This is a genomic window from Devosia sp. MC521, from assembly GCF_014127105.1.
Lineage (GTDB): Bacteria > Pseudomonadota > Alphaproteobacteria > Rhizobiales > Devosiaceae > Devosia.
In genome coordinates, this window is sequence record NZ_CP059902.1 from 1725795 (window position 1) to 1751088 (window position 25294).

At 57.2% G+C, this 25294-nt stretch carries 22 protein-coding genes; 4 read left to right on the top strand and 18 right to left on the bottom strand.

Going from position 1 to position 25294, the window contains the following annotated elements; all coding sequences use genetic code 11:
• The first annotated feature begins 118 nt into the window (after positions 1–118).
• Complete coding sequence (locus tag H4N61_RS08235) at positions 119–1594, top strand: AMP nucleosidase (protein WP_169193876.1); 1476 nt, start codon at positions 119–121, stop codon at positions 1592–1594.
• Between the two features lie 34 nt (positions 1595–1628).
• On the opposite strand, the gene H4N61_RS08240 is transcribed toward H4N61_RS08235, so the two are convergent.
• The 14 genes from H4N61_RS08240 to aspS form a co-directional block, all read right to left on the bottom strand.
• A complete protein-coding gene (locus H4N61_RS08240) occupies positions 1629–1994 on the bottom strand; it encodes a VOC family protein (protein ID WP_169193875.1) in 366 nt (121 codons plus the stop codon).
• Positions 1995–2023: 29 nt separating this feature from the next.
• Positions 2024–2299, bottom strand: coding sequence for an antibiotic biosynthesis monooxygenase (locus H4N61_RS08245; RefSeq protein WP_169193874.1), 276 nt, complete (start codon positions 2297–2299; stop codon positions 2024–2026).
• Complete coding sequence (locus H4N61_RS08250; protein WP_182395729.1) at positions 2299–2742, bottom strand: type II toxin-antitoxin system RatA family toxin; 444 nt, start codon at positions 2740–2742, stop codon at positions 2299–2301. Before H4N61_RS08250 ends, H4N61_RS08245 begins: the two co-directional genes overlap by 1 nt.
• On the bottom strand, positions 2743–3693 hold the full coding sequence (gene lipA, locus H4N61_RS08255; RefSeq protein ID WP_169193872.1) for a lipoyl synthase: 951 nt from the start codon (positions 3691–3693) through the stop codon (positions 2743–2745).
• 121 nt (positions 3694–3814) lie between these two features.
• On the bottom strand, positions 3815–5254 hold the full coding sequence (gene lpdA / locus H4N61_RS08260; protein WP_182395730.1) for a dihydrolipoyl dehydrogenase: 1440 nt from the start codon (positions 5252–5254) through the stop codon (positions 3815–3817).
• Between the two features lie 23 nt (positions 5255–5277).
• A complete protein-coding gene (locus H4N61_RS08265) occupies positions 5278–5928 on the bottom strand; it encodes a GDSL-type esterase/lipase family protein (protein ID WP_169193870.1) in 651 nt (216 codons plus the stop codon).
• Between the two features lie 12 nt (positions 5929–5940).
• Entirely contained in the window at positions 5941–7272 is a 1332-nt protein-coding gene (locus H4N61_RS08270) for a pyruvate dehydrogenase complex dihydrolipoamide acetyltransferase (protein ID WP_182395732.1), read from the bottom strand.
• Between the two features lie 11 nt (positions 7273–7283).
• A complete protein-coding gene (locus H4N61_RS08275; RefSeq protein ID WP_169193868.1) occupies positions 7284–8663 on the bottom strand; it encodes a pyruvate dehydrogenase complex E1 component subunit beta in 1380 nt (459 codons plus the stop codon).
• Positions 8664–8754: 91 nt separating this feature from the next.
• Positions 8755–9762, bottom strand: a complete 1008-nt coding sequence (gene pdhA, locus H4N61_RS08280; RefSeq protein WP_182395734.1) for a pyruvate dehydrogenase (acetyl-transferring) E1 component subunit alpha — start codon at positions 9760–9762, stop codon at positions 8755–8757.
• A 114-nt stretch (positions 9763–9876) separates the two neighbouring features.
• Positions 9877–10275: a septum formation initiator family protein gene (locus tag H4N61_RS08285; RefSeq protein ID WP_182395736.1), complete on the bottom strand. Its 399-nt coding sequence runs from the start codon at positions 10273–10275 to the stop codon at positions 9877–9879.
• Positions 10276–10341: 66 nt separating this feature from the next.
• Positions 10342–10632 carry a Dabb family protein gene (locus H4N61_RS08290; RefSeq protein ID WP_182395738.1) on the bottom strand — a complete coding sequence of 97 codons (291 nt, stop codon included), beginning with the start codon at positions 10630–10632 and terminating at the stop codon, positions 10342–10344.
• A gap of 4 nt (positions 10633–10636) precedes the next feature.
• The gene (locus H4N61_RS08295) at positions 10637–12916 is read right to left on the bottom strand and encodes an NADP-dependent malic enzyme (protein WP_282567626.1); all 2280 of its coding nucleotides are present in this window, start codon (positions 12914–12916) and stop codon (positions 10637–10639) included.
• Between the two features lie 100 nt (positions 12917–13016).
• Positions 13017–14618 carry an EAL domain-containing protein gene (locus H4N61_RS08300; RefSeq protein WP_182395740.1) on the bottom strand — a complete coding sequence of 534 codons (1602 nt, stop codon included), beginning with the start codon at positions 14616–14618 and terminating at the stop codon, positions 13017–13019.
• Between the two features lie 146 nt (positions 14619–14764).
• The gene (gene aspS / locus H4N61_RS08305) at positions 14765–16555 is read right to left on the bottom strand and encodes an aspartate--tRNA ligase (protein WP_169193863.1); all 1791 of its coding nucleotides are present in this window, start codon (positions 16553–16555) and stop codon (positions 14765–14767) included.
• Positions 16556–16740: 185 nt separating this feature from the next.
• Between aspS and rnd the strand changes: the two genes are divergently transcribed.
• Positions 16741–17910 (top strand): ribonuclease D, encoded by a 1170-nt coding sequence (gene rnd / locus H4N61_RS08310; RefSeq protein WP_169193862.1) that lies wholly within the window; start codon positions 16741–16743, stop codon positions 17908–17910.
• Here the strand turns inward: rnd and H4N61_RS08315 are convergent, their stop codons facing one another.
• Genes H4N61_RS08315 through H4N61_RS08330 form a run of 4 tightly spaced genes read right to left on the bottom strand, consistent with a single transcriptional unit; the run spans position 17911 to position 23427 of the window.
• Positions 17911–19446, bottom strand: a complete 1536-nt coding sequence (locus H4N61_RS08315; RefSeq protein WP_169193861.1) for a Ppx/GppA phosphatase family protein — start codon at positions 19444–19446, stop codon at positions 17911–17913. It abuts the gene before it with no gap.
• A gap of 2 nt (positions 19447–19448) precedes the next feature.
• Complete coding sequence (locus tag H4N61_RS08320) at positions 19449–21614, bottom strand: RNA degradosome polyphosphate kinase (protein WP_169193860.1); 2166 nt, start codon at positions 21612–21614, stop codon at positions 19449–19451.
• On the bottom strand, positions 21607–22332 hold the full coding sequence (locus tag H4N61_RS08325; protein ID WP_169193859.1) for a hypothetical protein: 726 nt from the start codon (positions 22330–22332) through the stop codon (positions 21607–21609). The genes H4N61_RS08320 and H4N61_RS08325 overlap by 8 nt, the downstream gene beginning before the upstream one ends.
• Positions 22333–23427 (bottom strand): AI-2E family transporter, encoded by a 1095-nt coding sequence (locus tag H4N61_RS08330; protein ID WP_182395741.1) that lies wholly within the window; start codon positions 23425–23427, stop codon positions 22333–22335.
• 134 nt (positions 23428–23561) lie between these two features.
• Between H4N61_RS08330 and purM the strand changes: the two genes are divergently transcribed.
• Complete coding sequence (purM, locus tag H4N61_RS08335) at positions 23562–24638, top strand: phosphoribosylformylglycinamidine cyclo-ligase (RefSeq protein WP_169193857.1); 1077 nt, start codon at positions 23562–23564, stop codon at positions 24636–24638.
• Positions 24635–25213 carry a phosphoribosylglycinamide formyltransferase gene (gene purN, locus H4N61_RS08340; protein WP_182395743.1) on the top strand — a complete coding sequence of 193 codons (579 nt, stop codon included), beginning with the start codon at positions 24635–24637 and terminating at the stop codon, positions 25211–25213. The genes purM and purN overlap by 4 nt, the downstream gene beginning before the upstream one ends.
• Positions 25214–25294: the final 81 nt, after the last annotated feature.

Sequence of the window (25294 nt, forward strand, 5' to 3'; positions counted from 1 at the left end):
TGCTCACGCAAGCGTGAAGGCCGGACTTATCTCCGCCTACCGTTGAGCCAATGTCATACGGCGACTATAGTTGTGGCGCAGTTCAGAGAAACACTCTGATGAGTCCAATGAGGTATCCATGACCACGCTGTCTCCGCCGCGTCTCGAAAAGCAATCTTTCACAGATCCGGAGGCCGCTTGGGCATGCCTAGCCCAACTCTATCACCGCAACTGCGCCTTCATCCGCAGCCATCTCGAGGCTCTCACCAAGGGCACGGTGCCCGCTGGCCGCGTCCGCGCCTACTACCCGCAGGTGGAAGTGCGTTCGACCAGCTATTCCAAGCACGAAAGTACCCTTCCCTACGGCTATCTGCATACGCCGGGCATCTATCGCACCACCGTTACGGCGCCTGACCTGTTCAAGGGCTATCTCATTGACCAGTTCTCGGTGATCCTCACCAATCACGGCGGCACCATCGACATCGTTGAAAGCGACACGCCGCTGCCCTTGCACTTCGCGCTCAACCCCAATGACCATCTCGATGGTCAGGCGATCAACGCGCTGAACGTACCGCTGCGCGATGTGTTTGACGTGCCCGACCTGGCCAATACTGACGATGAGATCGCCAACGGAACCTATGTCCCGCCACGCGGTGGCCCATACCCGCTGTCAGCCTTCACAGGCCCGCGCGTCGACTATTCGCTGCAACGCCTGTCGCACTACACAGGCACCAGCCCTGAGCATTTCCAGAACTTTGTGATCTTCACGAATTACCAGTTCTACATCGACGAGTTCTGCGCCATCGCCAAAAGCCATATGGCGAAAAATCACCCGGATTATCTGCGGTTTATCGAGCCAGGAAACGTCTCGACCGACAACATGCTGACCGGCGGCGCGGTCACTGGCTCGCCACCGATCCGCACACCGCAAATGCCGGCCTATCACTTGGTGGGTGAGCGCGGTCGCGGCATCACCATGGTCAATATCGGGGTTGGTCCGTCGAACGCCAAAACCATCACCGACCACATTGCGGTGCTGCGCCCACATGCCTGGATCATGCTGGGCCACTGCGCGGGGCTCCGCAACAGCCAGGAACTGGGCGACTATGTCCTCGCCCACGCCTATGTGCGTGAGGACCACGTGCTCGACGCTGACTTGCCGCTCTCCGTGCCAATCCCAGCCTTGGCCGAAATTCAGGTCGCGCTCGAGCAGGCCGTGCACGAGATCACCGACACAGAAGGCGTCGAAACCAAGAAGATCATGCGCACCGGCACGGTCGCGACGTTTGACAACCGCAATTGGGAACTCTGGGATCAGGCCCAGATCACGCGCCAGCTCAGCCAATCACGTGCTGTGGCCCTTGATATGGAAAGCGCCACCATCGCCGCCAACGGTTTTAGGTTCCGCGTTCCCTACGGCACCTTGCTCTGCGTCTCCGACAAGCCTTTGCATGGCGAGCTAAAGCTCCCTGGCATGGCCTCCGACTTTTACCGCACACAGGTCAATCGTCACTTGCAGGTTGGATTGCGGGCGATGGAAATTCTGCGCGACCAACCCGCCGAGCGCCTGCACTCGCGCAAGCTGCGTAGTTTTGCCGAAACCGCTTTCCAGTGAACGAAATGGGCTCCCTTCGGGGAGCCTAGAGTTTTTATGGCCCGACGAGCACGAAGACGTTTCCGTCTGGCGCTTTCATTACCGCAACATGGCCGCTCTCGGTCGCAAAAGGCTCCCGAATCCATTCGACACCCGCGGCACCATGAAGCTCGGCGAAGGTCTGGCGCACGTCATCGCACAACAGCTCCACCTCGACGAGCCGAACATCAGAATTATTGCTCAAGACCATTTCTGAACTCTGAGCTTCAGGAAATTTGAGGCCAACCAAGGTCCACATTTCGCCAACTGCGAGCGGACGCTCGATGCTCCAAGCGCGAGTCAGACCAAGTTTGAGATAGAACGCCTCCGAGGCAACGATATCGTCTGTCGGAATGCAGACGCATTCGAGTTTTCTAATCATGTCGCCCGCCGCGGATCAGTGGAGCGACGCTAGCGCATTTCGACGATTTTGTAATCGCGTTTGATATGAGCGCCCTCTTGGCCCCACTTGGACGCCCGCACACGAGCCTGATGAGCGTCGAAAGATGCTCGGTCCGAAAACTGCTCGAAAACGCTCCACACCAGGGGAACGTCAGTTTCCTTCACTTCAAACACCAAACAACCCGGCTCGGCCAGGGTCAGTTCTATGTGCAGGGGCAGCAGTGAGCGAACGAGGGCCGCTTCGGTTTCATTTGCGCAAATGAGGCTACCGGACAGCTCGATCATCACGCACCAAACCGTCGATCAGCTTCGTCAGAAAATGCCCGCATGATCTCTTCCTGCTTGGCAGCAAAAGCTGGCTCTGCAACGGTAGCAATAAATGGGTTGGAGATCTTAAAATCGATCTCAAATTTGACGCGCGTGCCCTGCCCTTCAGGCTCAAAGCTCCACACGCTATCGAGATAGGAAAACGGCCCATCAACCGCTTTGGCGCGAATGGTCAATGCCTCAGGGTCCATGGTCACTCGGCTGGTGTAGCCTTGCGTGATGGGACCGAAAGCAATGGTCATTTTGGCGAGAACGACGGTATCCGACTGTGCTGTCGGATCGGGGCGAACCTGCATGGCTGCGCAATTCGGGATAAAGCGCGGATAGTCGTTAAGGTCCGCCACGATCTCATACATGCGCTGGGGCAAATGAGGGACGTGGCGGTCATAAAAGCGTTTCATTCAGTGACCGAGCTTCTGCATGCGGTTGGCCTTGAGGCGCGCAAAGTCTTCGCCGGCGTGGTGAGACGAGCGGGTCAGCGGGCTGGACGATACCAACAAGAACCCCTTGGCCGTCGCAACTGTGGCAAACGACTTGAATTCTTCCGGCGTTACAAAGCGCTGCAGCGGATAGTGCTTCTTGGTCGGCTGCAGGTATTGCCCGATAGTCAAGAAGTCGACGTCGGCCGAACGCAGATCGTCCATCAGCTGCAAAACTTCGTTCCGCTCTTCGCCCAAGCCAACCATGATGCCAGACTTGGTGAAAATGGTTGGGTCGAGTTCCTTCACCCGATCCAGCAGACGGATCGAATGGAAGTAACGCGCACCCGGACGTACCTTCAAATATTTTGACGGCACGGTTTCAAGATTGTGGTTGAAGACGTCTGGCTTTGCCGCCACGACGATTTCCAAAGCCCCTTCCTTGCGGAGGAAGTCCGGGGTCAGAATTTCGATGGTGGTCTTCGGATTGAGCGCACGGATCGCCAAAATCACATCGGCAAAGTGCTGCGCACCGCCATCAGCGAGATCGTCACGGTCTACCGAGGTGATCACCACATGCTCAAGACCAAGTTTGTTGACGGCCTTAGCGACGTTTTCAGGCTCGAGCGGATCGAGTGGCCCAGGCATGCCGGTGCGGACGTTACAGAATGCGCAAGCACGGGTGCAGATTTCCCCCATGATCATCATGGTCGCGTGCTTCTTGCTCCAGCACTCACCGATATTAGGGCAACCCGCTTCTTCGCAAACCGTAACGAGATTGTTCTCGCGCACGATCTGCTGGGTTTCCTTATAGATTGGCGAGCCCGGCGCTTTCACGCGGATCCAGTCCGGCTTGCGCAAGACGATACTATCGGGGCGATTGGCCTTTTCCGGGTGACGCGGCTTGGCCGAATTGTCGATGAGCGTGACCATATCAGTCCTGACTGGGAAACTTCCCGTTATATCGCTCCCTTGAGCGGCGGGTTCAACCCCAACTCACTCAGCTATTGGGCTACCCCCGCCAAAAGCGGGAGCAGCAAAGCTTGTATCGAACTTAGATGTTCAGAGCCTTACCATAGGCATCGAGCACGGATTCCTTCATCGACTCCGACAGGGTCGGATGCGGGAAGATCGTGTGCATCAGGTCTTCTTCAGTGGTTTCGAGGTTCATCGCCACCACAAAGCCCTGGATCAGCTCGGTCACTTCCGCGCCGACCATGTGCGCGCCCAAAAGCTCGCCAGTCTTGGCGTCAAAAATGGTCTTCACAAGGCCATCAGGCTCGCCCAGAGCAATCGCCTTGCCATTGCCCACGAAGGGGAAACGACCAACACGGATCTCGCGACCAGCTTCCTTGGCCTTAGCTTCGGTCAGACCGACACTAGCCACCTGTGGCTCGCAATAGGTGCAGCCCGGGATTTTGCTCTTGTCGAGGCCATGCACTGGTAGGCCCGCGATCTTTTCGACCGTGATAACCGCTTCATGCTCGGCCTTGTGCGCCAGCATTGGTGGGCCAGCAACGTCGCCGATGGCCCAGATGCCCTCGATATTGGTCTTGCCATAACCGTCGGTGACAATGGCACCGCGATCGAGCTGCACACCAACGGTCTCGAGGCCGAGGCCCTCGGTGTTGCACTGCACGCCAACCGCCGAGATCAGCTTGTCGCCAGCGATCTGCTGGGTCTTGCCGTCCTTGGTTTCAACGTGAGCGATAACGCCCGTCGCGGTCTTTTCGACCTTGGCCACCTTGGCTTCAGTGATGATCTTGATGCCGCGTTTTTCCAAACGCTTGCGCACGAGACCGGAAATTTCAGCGTCTTCCACCGGCATGATCTGCGAAAGCAGTTCGATAACGGTCACTTCCGCGCCAAGCGAACGGTAGAAGGATGCGAACTCGATACCAATCGCGCCCGAGCCCATAACCACCAACGACTTCGGCATGGCGGCAGGCTTCAGCGCTTCAAAATAGGTCCAAATCTTATCGCCATCGGCTTCAATGCCCGGCAGCTGACGCGGACGTGCACCAGTGGCGATAATGATGTTCTTGGCCTTGTAGGTGCCCTCGCCCAGCGCATTCTTCGGCACAGGGCCCTGCGGCTGAACAATCGCCTTCTTGGTCGGGGAAACCTTGACTTCACCGGCCTTGGTGATGGTCGCTTCGCCCCAGATGATGTCGACCTTGTTCTTCTTCATCAGGAACTGCACGCCATTGTTCATCTGCGCAGCAATCGCGCGCGAACGGGCCACAATACCGTCGAGGTCAAAGCCGAACTTTTCAGCCGTAAGGCCATAGTCTTTGGCGTGGGTCATGTGACCGTAGATTTCGGCAGAGCGCAGCAGCGCCTTGGTCGGGATACAGCCCCAGTTGGAGCAGATGCCAGCCATATGCTCGCGCTCAATGATCCCCACCTTCATCCCGAGCTGCGCGCCACGAATGGCTGCGATGTAACCGCCGGGACCGGCGCCGATAACGAGAAGGTCGTATTGGTCAGCCATGAGGGCCTCCACGAATTTTTGAGTCAAAGACCCAGTGTCTGTTTAACAAGCGGCACAAGACCGAGACCAATCGCGCGTGTATTCGCTTCATCGAGGTGAACACCATCACGCGGGTCTGCCTGCGCAACTGTCGAAGCGTCGAAAAAGCCCGTGTTCAGCTCAGCCGCGCGACGCGCATAATGCTCGGCGAACAGCTGTGACTGGCTCGACGCATGCGCAAAGCCACCGAAATGGCCGATCATATCGGCATGGTCGGTGTCACAAATATGAGGTGGCGCGGCGATGATGATCGCAGGCGCAGCAATCGCCTTGCCTGCTGCATGCTCGCGAATGATCTGAACCAGCCGCCGGATACCAAAGGATGCCTGCAAGGCCGAGCCATTGATGGCTGGCTTGAGGTCATTGGTGCCGAGCATGATGATGACGAGATCGAGCGGGGAATGGCTTTCCAGCAAGGTCGGCAGAATGCGCCCACCATTGCGATCGCCCGGAGCAAACCAGTCGTCGCAAACGGTGGTGCGACCACCCATGCCCTCGGCAATCACCCGTGCAGCCCCGCCAAGCCCCTGTTCAAGCGCAGTCGGCCAGCGGTGTTCATAGGCGTGACGCGGGCCACCCGTTACCGGATTGGCCCCGTACGTCAGGCTGTCGCCAAAGGCGAGAATAGTCTTCATCGCCAAACCCCTTTACGCCAGCATCATCACCGGGTTTTCAATCAGGCTCTTGAACACGCCCAAGAGTTCCGCACCCAGCGCGCCGTCAACGGCACGGTGGTCACAGGAGAGCGTGACGGTCATGAACTGACCGATCTTGATCTGACCGTTTTCTGGGTAAACGCGCTCTTCGCCCGCACCCACAGCCAGGATCGTGCCATGCGGCGGGTTGATCACAGCCGAGAAGGTTTTGATGCCGAACATCCCGAGGTTCGACACAGAAGACGAACCGCCTTGATATTCCTGTGGCGCGAGCTTCTTGTTCTTCGCGCGGGTCGCCAGATCCTTCACCGCATCAGAGATTTCGCGCAGCGTCTTGGTATCTGCCGAACGCACCACTGGGGTGAAGAGACCACCTGGCACCGACACGGCAACCGCCACGTCCGAACGCTTGTGATAGAGGATCGCGTCACCTGCCCAAGTCGCATTGGCCATTGGCACGCGCTGCAGCGCCACAGCCCAAGCCTTCATGACGAAGTCATTGACCGAGAGCTTGAAGGCTGGCTTGCCGTCCTTGTTCTTCGGAGCCGAGGCATTGATCTGCTCGCGCGCGGCCATGAGCGCATCGATCTTGCAATCGAGCGTCAGGTAGAAGTGCGGAACCGACTGCTTGCTTTCGGTGAGGCGCGCCGCCACGACCTTGCGCATGCCATCGGCAGGAACCAGCTCGTAGGTGCCTTCTTCGTAAAGCGCCAAGACCTGAGCCTTGGTCATGCCTGCCGAAATCGTGCCAGCAGAAAATGGGGTCGAAGCTGGAGCAGAAGCCGCAGCCTTGAGCGGGGTCTTGCCCGACTTTGCCGCTTCAACGTCAGCCTTGATCACGCGGCCCTTTGGACCCGTGCCCGAAACCGAACCGATTTCGATGCCAGCTTCCTTGGCAAGGCGCTTTGCCAATGGCGAAGCGAAGACGCGACTACCTTCGGCCTTGGCCGGAGCCGGAGCTGCCGCCTTTGGTGCTTCTGCCATCGCAGCAGGCGCTGGCACAGGTGCAGCGGCTTTTGGCTGTTCAGCCTTTGGCGCTGGCGCTGCGGCCGGAGCCGCATCTGCCGCCGAAGCCTCTTCACCGTCCTGCAGGAGAACCGCGATAACCGCGTTCACCTTGACGTTGTCAGTGCCTTCGGCAACCAAGATCTTACCGATCTTGCCTTCATCGACAGCTTCCACTTCCATGGTCGCCTTGTCGGTTTCAATTTCCGCGATAACGTCGCCGGAGGAGACGCTGTCCCCTTCCTTAACGTGCCACTTGGCGAGCTTGCCCTCTTCCATCGTCGGAGAGAGCGCCGGCATGGTGATGTTAATTGGCATCCGGCTTCTCCTTAAGAGCGATAGGTCACAGCATTGACCGCTGCGATCACATCGTCAACGCTTGGCAGCGCCAGCTTTTCAAGGTTCGCAGCGTAAGGCATTGGCACGTCCTTGCCAGTCACGCGGGTCACCGGCGCGTCGAGATAATCGAACGCCTGTTCCATGACGACGGCAGCGATTTCCGCGCCGATACCACCCTGCGGCCAACCCTCTTCAACCGTCACCAAGCGCCCGGTCTTCTTGACCGATGCAATAATGGTATCGGTGTCCATTGGGCGGAGGGTACGCAGGTCAATCAGTTCAACGTCAACGCCAGCCGCGACCAGCTTTTCGGTTGCCAGAGTAGCGTAGCGCATGCCCATGGAGAACGACACGATGGTGACGTCCTTACCCTGACGGGCAACACGAGCCTTACCGATTGGCAGAACGAAATCATCCATCTTCGGCACGAGGCCAGTGGAGTTATAAAGGATTTCGTTTTCGAGGAAGATGATCGGGTTTGGCGACTTGATCGCAGCCTTCAACAGGCCCTTGGCGTCAGCGGCGCTGTAAGGCGCGATAACGGTCAGACCCGGAACATGGCTGTACCATGCCGAGTAGTCTTGGCTGTGCTGCGCGCCCACGCGTGCTGCCGCGCCGTTCGGGCCACGGAACACCATAGGTGCCGTCACCTGACCGCCGGACATATAGAGCTGCTTTGCAGCCGAGTTGATGATCTGGTCGATGGCCTGCATGCCAAAATTCCAGGTCATGAATTCAACGATTGGCTTCAGGCCAGCAAAGGCCGCACCAACCGCGAGACCGGCAAAACCGTGCTCGGTAATCGGGGTATCGATAACGCGCTGCGGCCCAAATTCCTGCAGCAGGCCCTGAGTGACCTTATAGGCGCCCTGATATTCAGCGACTTCTTCACCCATGATGAAGACGTTGCCATCAGCGCGCATTTCTTCGGCCATGGCTTCGTTCAGCGCCTGACGAACGGTGAGCTCCACCATTTCGACGCCTTCCGGCAGGTCCGGATCGTTCTGCGCGACAAACTTTGGCGCTTCCGTGGCTGGTGCCGCCGCAACGGGCGCATCAGCGGCAGGAGCCGCAGTGTCCGTAGTGGTCGCTTCAACGGCAGCCGGAGCCGCCTTTTCGCCGGCCACTTCGCCTTCAGCCAGAATGACGGCGATCGGGGTGTTGACCTTTACGCCTTCAGTGCCGTCGGCGATCAAGATTTCCGAAACAGTGCCTTCGTCGACCGCTTCAACTTCCATCGTCGCCTTATCGGTTTCGATTTCCGCCAGCACATCGCCAGACTTTACGACATCACCAACTTTTACCAGCCACTTGGCCAGCTTGCCTTCTTCCATAGTGGGAGACAGGGCGGGCATGAGGATTTGGGGCATATTTGCTCTCCAGAATTTCTAACGCCGGGCTTTTTGAAGCCGCACGGCGAAACTCAACTTGTTTGGGGGCTCGGCGCGCGGCCGAGCCGGCTCATGCCTCGATAGTGATATCGGTCCAGAGCTCCTTAGGATCGGGCTCTGCATCATTGGTCGCGAAGTCCGCCGCTTCAGTGACGACAGCGCGGATATCGGTTTCGATCTTCTTGAGATCATCTTCCGTCACAATACCGGCTTCCAGCAGACGCGCGCGGACCTGTTCGATCGGGTCACGTTCCTGGCGATACTTCGTCACTTCGTCCTTGGAGCGATATTTCGCCGGATCGGACATGGAGTGACCACGGTAACGATAGGTCAGCATTTCAAGAATGAACGGGCCCTTGCCCGAACGAGCATGCTCGATGGCGCGCTTGGCGGCATCATAGACCATGCGGACGTCCATGCCATCGACCTGCTCGCCGTCGATGCCGAAGGAAGCGCCGCGCATGGAGAAATCGGTTGTTGCAGCAGCACGCTCGATGGAGGTCCCCATGGCGTACTTGTTATTTTCGATCACATAAACGACCGGCAGGTTCCAGAGCTTGGCCATATTGAAGCTCTCATAGACCTGACCTTGGTTGGCCGCGCCGTCACCAAAATAGGCAATCGAAACACCGCCATCACCCTTGTACTTATTGGCAAAGCCCAGACCGGTGCCGAGCGCAACCTGCGCACCCACGATACCGTTGCCGCCGTAGAACTTGTGCTCGTTCGAGAACATGTGCATCGAGCCGCCCTTGCCGCGCGACAGGCCGCCCTGCCGACCGGTCAGTTCAGCCATGACGCCCTTAGGGTCGAGACCCATAACCAGCATGTGCCCGTGATCACGATAGCCGGTAATCTGCGCATCAAGGCCCTTTTCCGAGGCCATGGTGATGCCGGTCACAACAGCTTCCTGACCGATATAGAGGTGGCAGAAACCGCCGATCAGGCCCATGCCATACATCTGGCCGGCCTTTTCTTCGAAACGCCGAATAAGCAGCATTTCGCGGAACGCTTCGAGGTCCTGCTCGCTAGAAAACTGAGGGACGTTGGGCTGTGAGGCCGTTGCCTTGCGCGCCATGCTGCACTCCGCTTGGGTCGGGGTCGTATGCGATTGGCCCATCAGGCCATTTCACGCACCTTACCGCAAGCGTCTCTATAATAACATTCCGCAATGCGAATTTAAAAAACTCTATTAGAGCGTTGAATCCGCTTCAATAATAGACCTTAACTCAGAATCGATTAATTCTTGGAATTTACCGGAAACTGGTTTACCGTTATCTGGGTTCACCATGACCAAAATATCGTCGGTATGCGCCATGTTGAGCAATGCCCGCGCCCGCTCCGTGATAAGGTCTGGATCGAGATGTTTTGGGTTCATCAACTGAACGCGATGCTTAAAGGCGTCGATCTCGGCTTGCAGTGCAGAGGATTTATCCTCAAGCACCTGAATGTCCTCAATTATCTGAGCACGATTTTCGATCCCGAACTGCCCGGAAATAGCCGAATAACCAAGATACCCCTGCACGCCGAGCAGAGCCGCTGTCAAAGCAAGATGGCGCCAGAACGGCGGGCGTTTAAGACGTGTTGGCATGGCGAAACCTTATAGATACGCCATTATCCGCGACGAGCCTTAATGTCCGGTTAGGGACCACACAGCTTATAGCGCTGTGTAGTCGATCTCTTGGAACCCCAACACTTCGGGCACCCACCGATCCCGCACGAAAGCGACGTGATGCGGGTGGTCGTTATAGAATTGATAGGCCTCAGAATTTGCAAATTCCATTGAGAACCCAAAGGCGAAGTCCGCCTTGGGGCTGACCTGACGGAGCTGCTGGAAAGCTTCAACACCCGGAATGTCCGCAAGAATTTTCGCTGCAGTCAGGAAGTCGGCCTCTTCAGCAGAGCCCGACTCATGACGCAGAGTGAATACAACCGTATGACGGATCAAAGCCTTACCCCTGTACAGCTTCATTGGCCGCGATAGCAGCCATGTTGACGATACCACGACTGGTCACTGAGGGTGCCAGAATATGGGCTGGCGCTTTGGTCCCCATCAGGATCGGCCCAACAGCCAGAGCATTGGTCATCTCCTTGAGCAAGGTCGCCGACAGGTTTGCAGCGTCGAGATCTGGGAAGACCAGCAGATTGGCTTCGCCCTTTAGTACCGAATCCGGAATGTAGCGCTCGCGCAACTCTTCGTTCAGCGCCAAATCGCCCTGCATTTCGCCATCGACAATGAAGTCCGGCGCGACGCGTTTGAGCTTTTTGTAGACCTCGCGCATTTTGTAAGCGCTTTCGCCATCGCGCGACCCAAAGTTCGAATAGCTGAGCAAGGCAGCTCGCGCCTCAATGTTGAAGCGCTTGAGGTGCTGACGTGCCTGCAAAGCAATTGCGACGATTTCATCAGCACTTGGGTTCTGATTAACGTAGGTGTCCGTAAGGAAGAAGGCACCGCGCGGCATGATCAGCATCGAAAGCGCTGAAACCGTGTTCAGCCCGTCCTGCAAACCAATGACAGAGCCAATGTCGCGGGCATGTTTGATAAACCGCCCTTGCAAGCCACAGAGCATCGCATCAGCCTCGCCGCGCTTTACGGCCAGCGCGCCAATCACCGTCGTATTGGTGCGCACAATATGGCGCGCTGTGTCGGGCGTCACGCCATCCCGGCCAACCAGTGAATGGAAGAGACTGACGTAATCGCGGTAACGCGGATCGTCTTCGGGATTGATGACTTCAAAATCCCTGCCCGGCTTAATCGACAGACCGAAGCGCTCGATACGCGCTTCAAGAACCGCCGGACGTCCGATCAGAATTGGCCGCGCAATCCGCTCTTCGAGCAGCACTTGAGTGGCCCGCAGCACGCGCTCATCTTCACCATCGGCGAAGGCCACGCGCTTTTCCTGCCCCCGCGCCCGATCAATGATCGGCTTCATCACGAGGCCAGAGCGGAACACAAAGCGGTTGAGACCGTCGAGATAGGCAGCCCAATCTTCAATCGGCTTCTTGGCCACGCCGGTTTCCATCGCGGCGCGCGCCACAGCCGGCGCGATGCGCAAGATCAGGCGCTGATCGAAGGGATTTGGGATAATGTGCTCCGGCCCATAGACGGCAGGCGCACCGGAAGGCGAAACCTCTAATCCCGGTTCGTGCGCTAACTTGGCAATCGCCCGCACTGCAGCCAGCTTCATTTCTTCGTTGATCGTCGTGGCGTGCACATCCAGCGCGCCACGGAAAATGAAGGGGAAGCAGAGGACGTTATTGACCTGATTGGGATAGTCCGAGCGCCCAGTACACACCATGGCGTCTGGACGAATTTGCTTTGCAACTTCCGGCATAACTTCCGGCGTCGGATTAGCCAGAGCCAGAATGAGTGGATTAGACGCCATCTTGGCAATCATCTCTGGCGAGAGCACGCCGGGAGCGGAGAGCCCCAGAAAAACGTCTGCGCCGTCGATTACTTCCGCCAGCGTTGTCGCCTCAGAGGTCCGGCGGAATCGCGACCGCCATTTGTCATTCACGTCGTTGCGCTTGTGGGTGACGAGGCCGTCTTTGTCGGCCACCCAGATATTTTCGATTTTGGCGCCAAGACCAACCAGAACATTGAGGCATGCAATGGCCGCTGCCCCTGCCCCTGATGTGCAGATTTTGACGTCTTCAATACGCTTGCCCGCCAGCTCCAGGCCGTTGAGCACTGCGGCACCGACAATAATTGCCGTCCCGTGCTGATCGTCATGGAACACCGGGATTGGCATGCGCTCGCGCAGCTGCTCTTCAATTTCGAAGCAATCGGGCGCGCGAATATCTTCGAGATTAATGCCGCCAAATGTCGGCCAGAGCGGCGCTACCGCGTCAATGAACTTCTGTGGGTTTAGCTCGTCGATTTCGAGATCGAAGACGTCGATGCCTGCGAACTTCTTGAACAGAACCGCTTTGCCTTCCATCACAGGCTTAGATGCCAGCGCACCAATATTGCCTAGGCCGAGCACAGCAGTTCCGTTGGAAATCACTGCAACAAGGTTTTGCCGCGAGGTGTAGCGGGCCACGCTATCGGGATTGGCAGCGATCTCCTCGCAAGGCGCAGCAACGCCCGGGGAATAGGCGAGCGCCAGGTCGCGCTGATTGCCCAAAGGTTTTAGCGGCTGAATCTCGAGCTTGCCGGGTTTGGGAAACTCATGAAAATGCAACGCTGCATCACGCAGCGCTTTGCGCTGTTCATTCACATCCGAGGACACGACTTATCTCCCAAACTCTCGTCTGGGAGCGTACGTGCCACCGATTCACGGCAATGAAAAGACCAAGTGCGGCATTTTGTGTCGCACCAATGCAATCGGGTTAATTGGCTGTCGCAACCCGTGCGAGAACGTCACGCGCATTTCCACCCGAGCGATGGAGGGCCGTGGCCAATTCGATGAAGATTTTAGCCTTGAGTGCGGGTGCAAAAATATAGCCCTGAGCATGAACGACGCCATGCGCGCGAAGGTAGAGCGCTTGCTCTTCCGTTTCGACGCCTTCAGCAACAATCTCGCAATCAAGGTCTTTGCCCATGGCAATCAGGCCATCGAGCACTGGCACCTGGGTGGTGTCTTTCTTGATCATATCGACAAAGATGCGATCGATCTTAATCACGTCAACGCCAAGCGTCGCGAGGTACGCAAGGTTTGAATGCCCCGTACCGACGTCATCCATCGCCAGACGGCAACCCAGCGCGTGGAGACCTGAAATCACGCTCGTCGCGGCTAGTGTATTGCGCAGCGGACGGCGCTCAGTGATTTCAAAAACCAGCTGACGGTAGCTAATCGGCGAATTGCCAAAAATAGCCTGAACGTCCTCCACAATCCCGCCATCGCGGAAATGACCCTCAAACAGATTTATGGAGATCTTGAAGTTCGGAATCGTCTTGCAGAGTTCCGAGAGATCGCCTCGAACCTGCTGCATCAGCGAAACCGTCATCGGAATAGCGAGACCGGTATTCTCAGCGTATTCGATAAAACTGTTCGGCGGTACAACGCGGCCATTAGGCTTTTCCCAACGGCACAACACCTCACAACCAACCAGATCGCCCGTGCGAAGATTGATGACGGGCTGATAATACGGCTTGATTTCATTCCGCTCGATTGCACGTTCCAGATTGAAAGCTGGAACGCGGGAGCGACGGAAATAACTCAGGACCCCGAGCAAGAACGCGCCGCTGAGCAGTGCCGCAAGAACGGTAAAGACGAGGTCCAAATCGCGGTAATGCGAACGGGCAACGTCAAACGGGATCGCAAGCTCAACCTTAATCGGGAACTGAGAGGCGTAACCTGCAGCGAGAATAAAGTCGTCCGGCGCCTTGTCGGCCTCAAACTCACCGCTAGTCCCCAGCACCAAAACAGGTTGGTTATTGGTCAGCGAGAACCGCTTCATCGTTGAAGGCGCCATGGTCCGCAGATGCGATTCAATGCTCTGTGGCAGAAGCGGCACAAACACAGAGAGCTTGCGAGTTTCCCCGATCTCCTGTGTGATCTTCAAAACTGGCGCGTCCATCGCGCCATAGCGCACGACAGTCAGTGTCTCAGACTGGCCTGGAATTGGCAGCGCTGTCGAAAGCGGAGCATAGGTGACGCCTGTACCGAACGCGTCGCAATACTGGGTGCCATCACTATTCTCGACGACGAATTGAAGCACGCTGACATTGTTCTGAACCGCCGCCTGAGCGTTCTGGACAAAGGTCTGTGCGCACAAGGACGGGCTGTCGGACCATACTTTACGAAGCGCGGCTACACCCTCTGAAGCCGAGGACGCAACAGTGGAACTGTCCACGCTGACGTGCCGCTCGGCCACCGACTTTTCCCAATGCTCTACATAGGCGTCGATGACAAAATCGACGGCGACGATTGGCACCAGCGCTACGGCCGCGCCGAGTAACATCAGCAGGTGCGAGATGTTGAACTTCACGACCGAGAATCCGTTTCAGAGGAGAACGTTAGCTTTTTATGCCGTGTTGGCTTTCCGAGCAATTAACACATGGTCGGGGGGCCAACGTATGCACAAAACAAAAGACGCCCCGGAGGGCGTCTTTCAAAAAACACTTCGCGTGAAGCTTAGCTTTGTACGTTCAAGCGGATGCTGAGCTCGCGCAATTGCTTGTTGTCCGCGGGGCTTGGTGCGCCCATGAGAAGGTCTTCCGCCTGCTGGTTCATCGGGAAGGCCGTGATTTCACGCAGGTTTTGCGCGCCACACAGCAGCATCACGATACGGTCGATACCAAAGGCTGCACCGCCATGCGGAGGCGCACCGTACTGGAACGCACGATAGAGACCACCGAACTGCTCTTCGACTTCCTCCCGGCTCTTGCCGGTGATTTCGAAGGCCTTGACCATGGTTTCCGGCTCCTGATTACGGATCGAGCCAGAAGCAATTTCAAAGCCGTTGCAGACAGCGTCGTACTGGTAAGCCTTGAGCGAAAGCGGATCCGCCGAGTTCAGGGCATCAATGCCACCCTGCGGCATGGAGAACGGATTGTGCGCAAAGTCGACGCGCTTTTCTTCTTCGCTCCACTCGTAGAATGGGAAGTCGACGATCCAGCACAGTGCATACTGTTCGGTGTCGACGACGCCGAGATCGGTACCGACCTTGGTGCGGGCTTCACCTGCGAACTTGTAGAACTTCTCTGGACGACCAGCGACGAAGAACACAGCATCCCCATCGGTGAGGCCGAGCTGAGCCGCGATAGCTGCTGTGCGTTCTTCACCAATGTTCTTGGCGATCGGACCAGAACCAGCACCTTCTTTGAAGAAGATATAGCCAAGGCCTGGCTGACCTTCGCCCTGCGCCCATGCGTTCATACGATCGCAGAAAGCACGGCCGATTGGCTCAGCACCCGCCTTGTTCTTGGCCGGAACAGCCCAAACTTCAACCTTTGGATCAGCTTCGATCTGGTTTGCAAAAACCTTGAAGCCTGAACCAACGAAGTGCTCGGTAACGTTCTGCAATTCGATCGGGTTACGCAGGTCTGGCTTGTCCGAGCCATACTTACGGATCGCGGTATCGTAAGGAATACGCGGCCAGTTCTTGGTGACGCGCTTGCCCTCGGCGAACTTTTCGAACACGTCGGTGATGACGGGCTCAACAGTGTTCCAGACGTCTTCCTGAGTGACAAAGCTCATTTCTAGGTCGAGCTGGTAGAACTCGCCCGGCAGACGGTCTGCACGTGGATCTTCATCGCGGAAGCATGGTGCCACCTGGAAGTAGCGGTCAAAGCCAGCAACCATCAGCAGCTGTTTGTACTGCTGCGGAGCCTGCGGCAGCGCGAAGAACTTACCGGGGTGGATACGGCTTGGCACGAGGAAGTCGCGCGCGCCTTCTGGGGACGACGCGGTCAGAATCGGGGTCGAGAATTCGGTAAAGCCAGCGTCACCCATGCCCGAACGCATCGCCGAGATAACGCGGGTGCGCTTCAGGATGTTGTTGTGCAGCTTCTCGCGACGCAGGTCGAGGAAGCGGTAACGCAGGCGAATGTCTTCTGGGTATTCCGCGTCGCCGAAAACGGGCAGCGGCAATTCCTTGGCAACGGACAAAACTTCGATGTCGCGGATGAAAATCTCAATCGCGCCAGTCGAAATATTGGTGTTCACTGCCGATGGATCACGTGGCTTCACTTCGCCATCGATACGCAGAACCCATTCAGAGCGTACTTTTTCAGCGGTGCTGAATGCAGCAGAATCGGGGTCGATCACGCATTGGGTGATGCCATAGTTGTCGCGAAGGTCGATAAACAGCAGACCGCCGTGATCGCGAACACGGTGCACCCAGCCTGATAGGCGCACATTATTGCCAGCATCATTCGCTGTGAGGGCACCACAGGTGTGGGAACGATAGCGATGAAGTGTCATGTCAATGCTCGGAAATAGCTTACGGGAAGGCCGGAAAGGCAGTCGGGAAAAGCGCATGGCCACTCCCATCTGTCAAGCTCGGGGGATTAGCGGCTTTCCCCCGCTACAAGCAAGGAAAATCGACGGTGGAGCTATTGAGTAGACCCTGATAGGAAGAATATCGACCATAGTAAGACGGTAGACGCATGGACATTATAGTCTCCACAGAGGCGCTCGCCGCGTTTTGCGAGCGCGCTGCCCAGTATGAATTTGTCACCGTGGATACGGAATTCCTGCGCGAAACCACCTATTGGCCGCGCCTTTGCCTGATCCAAGTTGCCACAAATGACGAAGCGGTTCTCATCGACCCGCTTGCTCCCGATATCAAACTCGCGCCCTTTTTCACGCTTCTCGCGAATCCAGACGTGACCAAGGTTTTCCACGCCGCTCGGCAGGATGTGGAAATTTTTGTGAAGTTGACGGGCGCGGTACCCAATAACATTTTCGACACTCAGATAGCGGCCAGCGTCTGCGGGTTTGGCGATAGCGCCTCCTACGACAGTCTTGTGCGCGCCATCTGCAAGGTCGAACTCGACAAATCATCCCGCTTTACCGATTGGTCGGCTCGCCCGCTCAGCGATAAACAACTCACCTACGCGCTCGCTGACGTCACCTATCTGCGTGACATCTATCGCGAGCTCAAAAAGCAGGTCGAACAGACCCGCCGGTGGGATTGGGTCGAAGACGAACTGGGTGTTCTGCGTTCTATAGACACTTATGTCGTCCAGCCTGAAAATGCTTGGGAACGCCTCAAGATGAAGCTCAATCGCCCGCGCGATTTGGCTGCTATGAAGGCGCTTGCTCAATGGCGCGAACGACGCGCACAGGAATCAGACCAGCCGCGAAGCCGCATTCTCAAGGATGACGTGTTGAGCGAGTTGGCGACTCAACGTCCGCTGACCCCTGAAGCCTTTGACAAACTGCGTGCGGTACCGCGCGGCTATGGCCGCTCCAGTGCCGCCGCTGAAATCATCGCGCTGATGAAAGACGTGGAGGCTATTCCAAAGTCGGCTCTTCCGGCCATGCCTGAGCGCTATCGCGGACCATCCCCTAAAGGTGCTGTTGGCGATCTCATCCGTGTTCTGCTCAAGTCTGTCGCGGAACAGCACGGCGTTGCGGCAAGAATCATCGCCACATCGGACGAAATCGACGCCCTCGTGCTCGACGACGATGCAGACGTCCCTGCTCTCAAAGGCTGGCGTCGCAAGTTGTTTGGCGAAAAAGCGCTTGCCATCAAGCACGGCCGCGTTGGCCTCGTGGCCACCCGCAAGGGCGTTATCGAGTTTGATGTACCAGAAGAAGAATCGGCTGAGTAATCAGCCGACCTTCACTCTCCACGTTTCGAACCCGGCCTCATCGGCGAGCTGACGCAAGCGATTGCGTAAATGGTCGCCGTTGAGGAACGCGTAGTCGGTCGGCAAACTCAGCACCAAAGCCTCATCAACGACTGATAGTGACGTGCGCCCTAACACGCCCGGCATAGCCGCTGTCATTGGATAGGCAACGCGGAACAAAGCGCCGATCAAACGCGCGCGCGCCGTCATCTCAGATGACGTGAGGCCGGCAATCGCCAGAGCCGACTTGCTCTTGAGCCCATCATACCGAACCGCCATGGTCTGGGCTAAAAAGCTACGACCGACGTGATCAATCCCCGTCAATGAGCCATAGGCAAGCGCATTGACGCTTTGCTCGCCGCGATAGTCGGGATGTGAGCGCCAGCCTATATCGGCCAATAGACATGCGACGAGGCGCAAGCGACGCTGCTGGCCAGTTTCTTCAACGGCTGCCGAGCGGAAATAGTGCGTGGTGAAATCTATTAGATCCGTAGCGTGTTCAGGGGAGCGCGAGCGCAGAATTGAAAGCTCCTCGGCCCCTTGGATCAACGGATCGACCACACGTTCGGTATCGTCCAACATGCCGTAGAGATAGCCTTCGCGCACGCCGAGCGCCGAGAAGACCACCGATGCAAACCGACCGGCTTTAAGAACTTCCATCAAAACGGCCGCGCCAAAAGGCACGAGTTCTCGCCGCGAGTTCGACACCGAGTTCGAGCCTGGATAGTTTTTGAGGGAATCTGCTTTCACGATGTCGCTACAGAAAGCGATCATCTCATCTGCCGACACCACATAGTCTTGCACCATATGCAGCGGATAATTGCTGCGCGCTTGATGAAGCTTCGCCAATGAGCGCCAAGTGCCGCCAATGGCCGCGAAACGCTGTTCCTCGCCAGTGTTTTTCAACATGGAGCTACTAAGCTGTTTGCGCACGATTTCCGCAGCAGTCGCGGGAGAACCGTTCGAATCGTCCTGCAGGCGAATGACACCAAGCTCGAAGGACTGATTATTGCTGTCTGAACCGTTCTGGAGTGCTGAAAACTCGAGGCTACCGCCACCAAGGTCGCCGACAACGCCGACAAACCCGGGGATACCGGCAACGACCCCCAATGCCGCAAAGTGCGCCTCATCCTCGCCTGAGAGAACACGAACCTCGGTGTTCATAATCTCTTCGACTGCCGCGACGAACTCATCGCGGTTTGCGGCGTCGCGTACGGCAGAGGTCGCCAGCACAACCACAGTGCCAACGCGCATCATGCGCGCAACAAGGGCGAAACGCTTCATCGCCTCAAGCGCCGTCGCCATATTGGCTTCGGCCAAACGCCCAGTCTGGCCGACCCCACGTCCGAGGGCGCAGGAGGCCTTTTCGTTGTAGAGCGGTGTTAGTGAGCGGGCGTGCCGCTCATAAACGACCAAACGAACTGAGTTTGATCCGATATCAAGGACTGCGACAGGGCGCGCCCCCTTCAAACGACCTTGGGCAGTAGGATCGGCGTCGACGCCCCAGAATTGGGTCAAACTTAAGCCTCGTCGTTATCAACCATCCCGGCACTACCGCGCCCAGACAGGGAGGGATTAGTCATAAAATACTTATGAGCGCTGAAGGCTTCTTCACCCTCAGAGCGCTTTATGCGGTGTGAACTGCCATCCGGCAAGACTTCCCAGCTTTGTTCGTTGTCCTTGAGATAGGCACCAAGGATCTGATCCAGTATCTGCTTGTGCACGGTCTTGTTCAGGATCGGGACCATAACTTCCACACGTCCATCCAAGTTCCGGCCCATCAAATCTGCCGAGGAAATATACACTTTTGCCCGAGGGGACGGCATCATCTCCCCGTTGCCAAAACAGTAAATTCGGCTGTGTTCGAGGAACCGGCCGACCACAGATTTTACACGGATATTTTCTGAGAACCCGGGAATACCGGGGCGCAGACAGCAAATCCCACGAACAATCAAGTCAACTTTCACCCCTGCCCGACTCGCGTCATAGAGCGCGTCGATGACCTGCGGATCAACCAGCGAGTTCATCTTCAGCAGAATATGGGCCGGCTTACTCTCGCGCGCGAACTCGATCTCGCGTGCGATGCTCTCGACCAATGTCTGGCGCAAATTGACCGGCGAAACAGCGATGGTTTCGAGTTCGGTCGGCCGCGCATAACCCGTTATAAAATTGAACACGCGCGCAACGTCACGGGTGATCGAGGGATCAATCGTGAAATAGCTGAGGTCTGTATAAATCTTGGCTGTAATCGGGTGATAGTTGCCGGTGCCAATATGGCAGTAGCTAACCAGCTTGCCCTTCTCACGACGAACGACCTGGCTCAGCTTGGCGTGGGTTTTTAGCTCAATGAAACCGAACACAACCTGCGCCCCTGCACGTTCAAGGTCGCGGGCCCAGCGAATATTCGCCTCTTCGTCAAAACGCGCTTTCAGCTCCACGAGGCACGTAACGGACTTGCCCGCCTCTGCCGCCATAACCAGCGCTTTGACGATCGGGCTGTCTGAAGACGTCCGGTACAGCGTCTGCTTAATCGCCACCACGTCCGGGTCCCGCGCTGCCTGCATCAGGAACTGAGCGACGACGTCAAAACTCTCAAATGGATGGTGAACGAGGATGTCCTTAGCGCGGATAGCAGCAAAGCTATCCCCGTTATAGTCGCGGATACGTTCTGGGAAACGCGCGTGATACGGCGGGAATTTTAGGTCCGCACGATCAACGTCGCAGATTTTACGGGCATCGGCGAGGCCGAGGAACCCCTGTACCTCAAAGACATCCGCCTCTTTGACGCTGAGCTGTTCGCCAATCTGCCGCTTCAACGCACGGGGCATCGACCGCTCGATTTCTAGGCGGATGACCTGACCTCGGCGACGTTGCCGAAGTGCAGATTCGAACTCGACAACGAGATCGGCAGCTTCGTCGTCAATTTCAATTTCGCTGTCACGGATGATGCGGAATGCACCCGAACCAACAATCTCATGGCCAGGGAACATTTTGAGAAAGAACAGCTTCACCAGCGTGTCGATCGACACGACCTCAGTCCGGCCCTCAGAAACCAGAGCCGATGGCAGCGTGATAAAACGATCGAGATTACCCGGGATACGCACGAGCGCCGTCAGGTTTTGATCCCCGGTTGGACGCTTGAGTTCAAATGCGAGGGCTAGCCCGAGGTTCGGGATGAACGGGAATGGATGGGCTGGATCGACCGCGATTGGGGTCAGGACGGGGAAAATTTCTTCACGGAACAGCTTTTGCAGATAAGCAATTTGTTCCGGCGAGAGGTCGTCCTGCTCATGGATGACGACATTCTGCTCGACCAGCAATTCGCGCAAATCTTGCCAGTGGTCCTGCTGTTCCAACTGCAAGTGCTGAGCGAGCGTCGCAATTTCTTCCAGCTGCTCGCTCGGCGATAGTCCGTCGGCCGATTGCTTGGCCAAACCGGCCCGAATTTGGCCCTTCAGCCCCGCAACACGGACCATGTAGAATTCGTCGAGATTGTTCGCCGAAATAGACACGAAACGGAGGCGCTCTAACAGAGGATGAGCTTCGTTCCCGGCCTCCTCCAGAACCCGCATGTTGAATTGAAGCCAGCTGACTTCTCGATTAACGAAACGCGCCGGGCTTTTGCGCAGCGCCTCCACATCTGGGTTGGCACCATCCAGTTCGGCGATTTCGCTCATCTCATTCATCGTCGTCTGCGTCCCAGTCCAATTTCAGCGCCGAATCTGCGTCTTGCCGTACGGCAAGAGCTTCACCCGCTATCGCACGCGTAATGGCCGACCCTTTCGCAAGAGCCAGCTTGTCCATCAAATCAACCAGACGTTCGGCCTCTTCCGGGCTCCGCTCCATGCGCGGCACCACATAGCCGATTATCTTTGGGTCGACTGTGATCTGTCGATCACCGAACAACTTCACAAAAATCTGTGACAACGCGATGTCATCACTGATTTCTAATGTGAACACAGGCGCACGCCGAATGCGAGAGCGGACATCATCGGTCCGCAAATCCCATTTGGCAACGTCTTCGCGCGCCGTCAGCAACAGAGTTCTGTCGCCGCGCATGGCTTGGTTCAGCAGATGGAAAAGATCATCCTCATTATAATCAAGCCGATCAACGTCCTCTAGCACCAGAGGTTCATTGCCATGTGCGGAAGCAACCGCCGCTATCGTTTGGGGCGTTACCAGCACAGCTCCGCTGCGCTCAGCAAAAATGCGCGCGACATGAGATTTTCCCGACGAGGTGGGACCAATCAACATGGTCACCCCGTCAGGCCAATGTGGCCACGCTTCGATACGGGCATAGGCTAAGGCGTTTCCTGCACCAACGAGATAGTCATCTTCAGCGTGCGAGGGTTCGTGAACGAACTCCAGCGGAAGTTGCCGGGGTCCGTTCTCAGGCAAAGCCATTTAATTCTGGTCCTTGTGGTCGATTGGAGCTGGCGCATCTGTCCCAAGATAGAGCGCACTTTCCTTATATTTTCGCACGCCATACCGCACGAGTACCGAGGCAATGGCCGCCATTGGAACAGCCAGCAGGAGCCCGGTGAATCCGAACAGCGCACCCAGAGCGAGGAGCGCAAACATCATCCATACAGGGTTGATGTTGATCGATGAGCCCACGAGCTTTGGATAGAGAATATTGCCTTCGATGAACTGCCAGAACAGGAAGGCCGCGCACACGAGGCCTACCATCCACATGTTTGGCCAGAACTGCACGAGCGCAATGCCCACTGATAGCCCGAATCCGACGGCCGCACCGACGAATGGAATAAAGCTCAGCAGGCCGCCGATAATACCCACGGCCAAACCAAAGTTCAGCCCAATCAGCGATAGCGCGGTCGCATAGAACGCAGCATCGAGCAGGAGAACCGAGCCCTGCCCGCGGATAACGCCGGCCATGGAATCGTCAATCTCGCGCAGGATGCCTTTGATCTCGCCTTTATGCTGGCGTGGCAAAAGCCCTTCGACCCCATCAACCATCCCCTGCCAATCGAGCAGCAGATAGAACGCCACCACCGGCGCCACGACCAGAAACGCGACGACGGACGCGCCAGACATGCCGATATTGACCAATTCGGCAGGCAGTCGCGTAATCCAACCGAGCAAATTGCGCGCAATCTCGTTGATACCACGCTCAACTTCGGCGGCACGTTCAGGCCCGAGCCATGCGCTGACCTCAGGCGAATACTGATTTATGAGCCCCTGAAGGTCGCGATACAGACTCGGCGCGCGCTGAATAAGGCCAACAATCTGCTGTCCGATCATCGGAACCAGCATGAAGAACAAGCCGATGATCACGACGATAATCGCCGTCAACACCAATGCCGTCGCCCAAACGCGCTTAAATCGCCAGCGCTCAAGCTGGTTTACCACCGGATTGAGCAGATAGGCCAAGGCCGCCCCAACCACGAATGGAAGCAGGATGCCCCGGAAAATCCAGAGCGATAAAAGCAGGGCAGCCAAGAGGCCGATCCAGATGGTCACTTGATTTCGGAGCGTCATTGCTGCGTGTAGCCCTTGCTTATAGGAAATCGAGAAGCTATCAGCCGTCTAACGGCCAACACCGAAAGTTTCAACCAACCCCGGTGGCGCGCGGTTCACTCTGCCCGCTATCCTCAGCATTTGGCACCAGGCTCATGTCCGACACACCACACCTGCCACCTAATGGGCTTTCTTACAAGCAGGCAGGGGTCGATATCGACGCCGGCAATGCTCTGGTAGAGGCCATCAAGCCCGCAGTGAAGTCCACCCGACGCCCCGGCGCCGACGGCGAGATCGGCGGATTTGGTGGTCTTTTTGATTTAAGGGCCGCAGGTTTCAAAGATCCAGTTCTGGTTGCCGCCAATGATGGTGTCGGGACCAAGCTCAAGATCGCTATCGACACGGGCAAGCACAACACCATCGGCCAAGATCTGGTCGCCATGTGCGTCAACGACCTTGTCGTTCAGGGTGCCGAGCCCCTTTTCTTCCTCGACTATTTCGCCACCGGCAAACTTGACGTGGCTCAGGGCACGGCGATTGTCGAAGGCATTGCCCACGGTTGCCGCCTGGCCGGTTGCGCACTGATCGGCGGCGAAACCGCTGAAATGCCCGGCATGTATCATGGCAATGATTATGACCTCGCAGGCTTTGCCGTTGGCGCCGCCGAACGTGGCACCCTCCTTCCACGCGCCGATATCGCCGCTGGTGATACGCTGGTTGCCATCGCCTCGTCTGGCGTCCACTCCAACGGTTACTCGCTCGTTCGCAAGATCGTTGACCTCTCCGGCCTCGCCTGGGACGCACCAGCACCATTTGCTGAAGGCAAAACCCTCGCAGAAGCCCTGCTCGAGCCGACCCGCATCTATGTGAAGCCACTGCTGGCTGCGCTCAAGGAAGGTCTGGGTATTAAAGCCCTCGCGCACATCACCGGCGGCGGCTTCATCGACAATATCCCGCGCGTACTGCCTGACCACCTCGCCGCTGACGTCGATCTCGATGCGGTCACCGTTCCTGCCGTCTTTAGCTGGATGAGCAAGGTTGGCGGCATGGAAGAGCGCGAAATGCTCCGCACCTTCAATTGCGGCGTCGGCATGCTGGTTGCTGTCGCGCCGGCAGATGCTGAGAAGCTGGTCGCCTCGCTCACCGCTAATGGTGAAATCGCAGCTGTCGTCGGTCAGTTGACCGAGCGCACGGGCGAACCTGTGACCTTCCGCGGCAAGCTCGCTCTATGAGCAAGAAAAAGGTCGCCATTCTGATCTCGGGGCGCGGCTCAAACATGAGCGCGCTCATCGAGGCCGCAAAGGCTCCCGATTTTCCAGCCGAGATCGTCGGCGTGCTGTCCAACAAGGCAGCCGCGCCCGGTCTTGAGATCGCGGCGAGCCACGGCATTGCCACAGCCTCGCTGGCGCAGAGCAAGTTCCCCAGTCGGGAAATGTTCGAAGACACCATGACCCTCATGCTCGAAAGATGGGAGGTCGATATTGTCTGCCTCGCCGGTTTCATGCGCGTTCTGGGTGAGGACTTCGTCAACCGCTGGGAAGGTCGGATGATCAACATCCACCCCTCCCTGCTCCCAGCCTACAAAGGCCTCGACACCCATGCCCGCGTTCTCGCGGCGGGTGAAATGGAACACGGCTGCACCGTCCACTTTGTGACGCCCGGTCTCGACGAAGGCGACGCGATCCTGCAAGCCCGCGTCCCCGTTCTGCCCGACGACACAGAAGACACCCTCGCGGCTCGCGTTCTGGTGGAAGAACACCGCATCTACCCCGAGGCGTTGAAACAACTCGCCCTTGGCAAAATGTAAAATAGGCCGGAGCGATCCGGCCTTTTCTTTATCCATCACCAAAATCGATCGCCCCCATTGTCAAAATCGGTTCGACGCCAC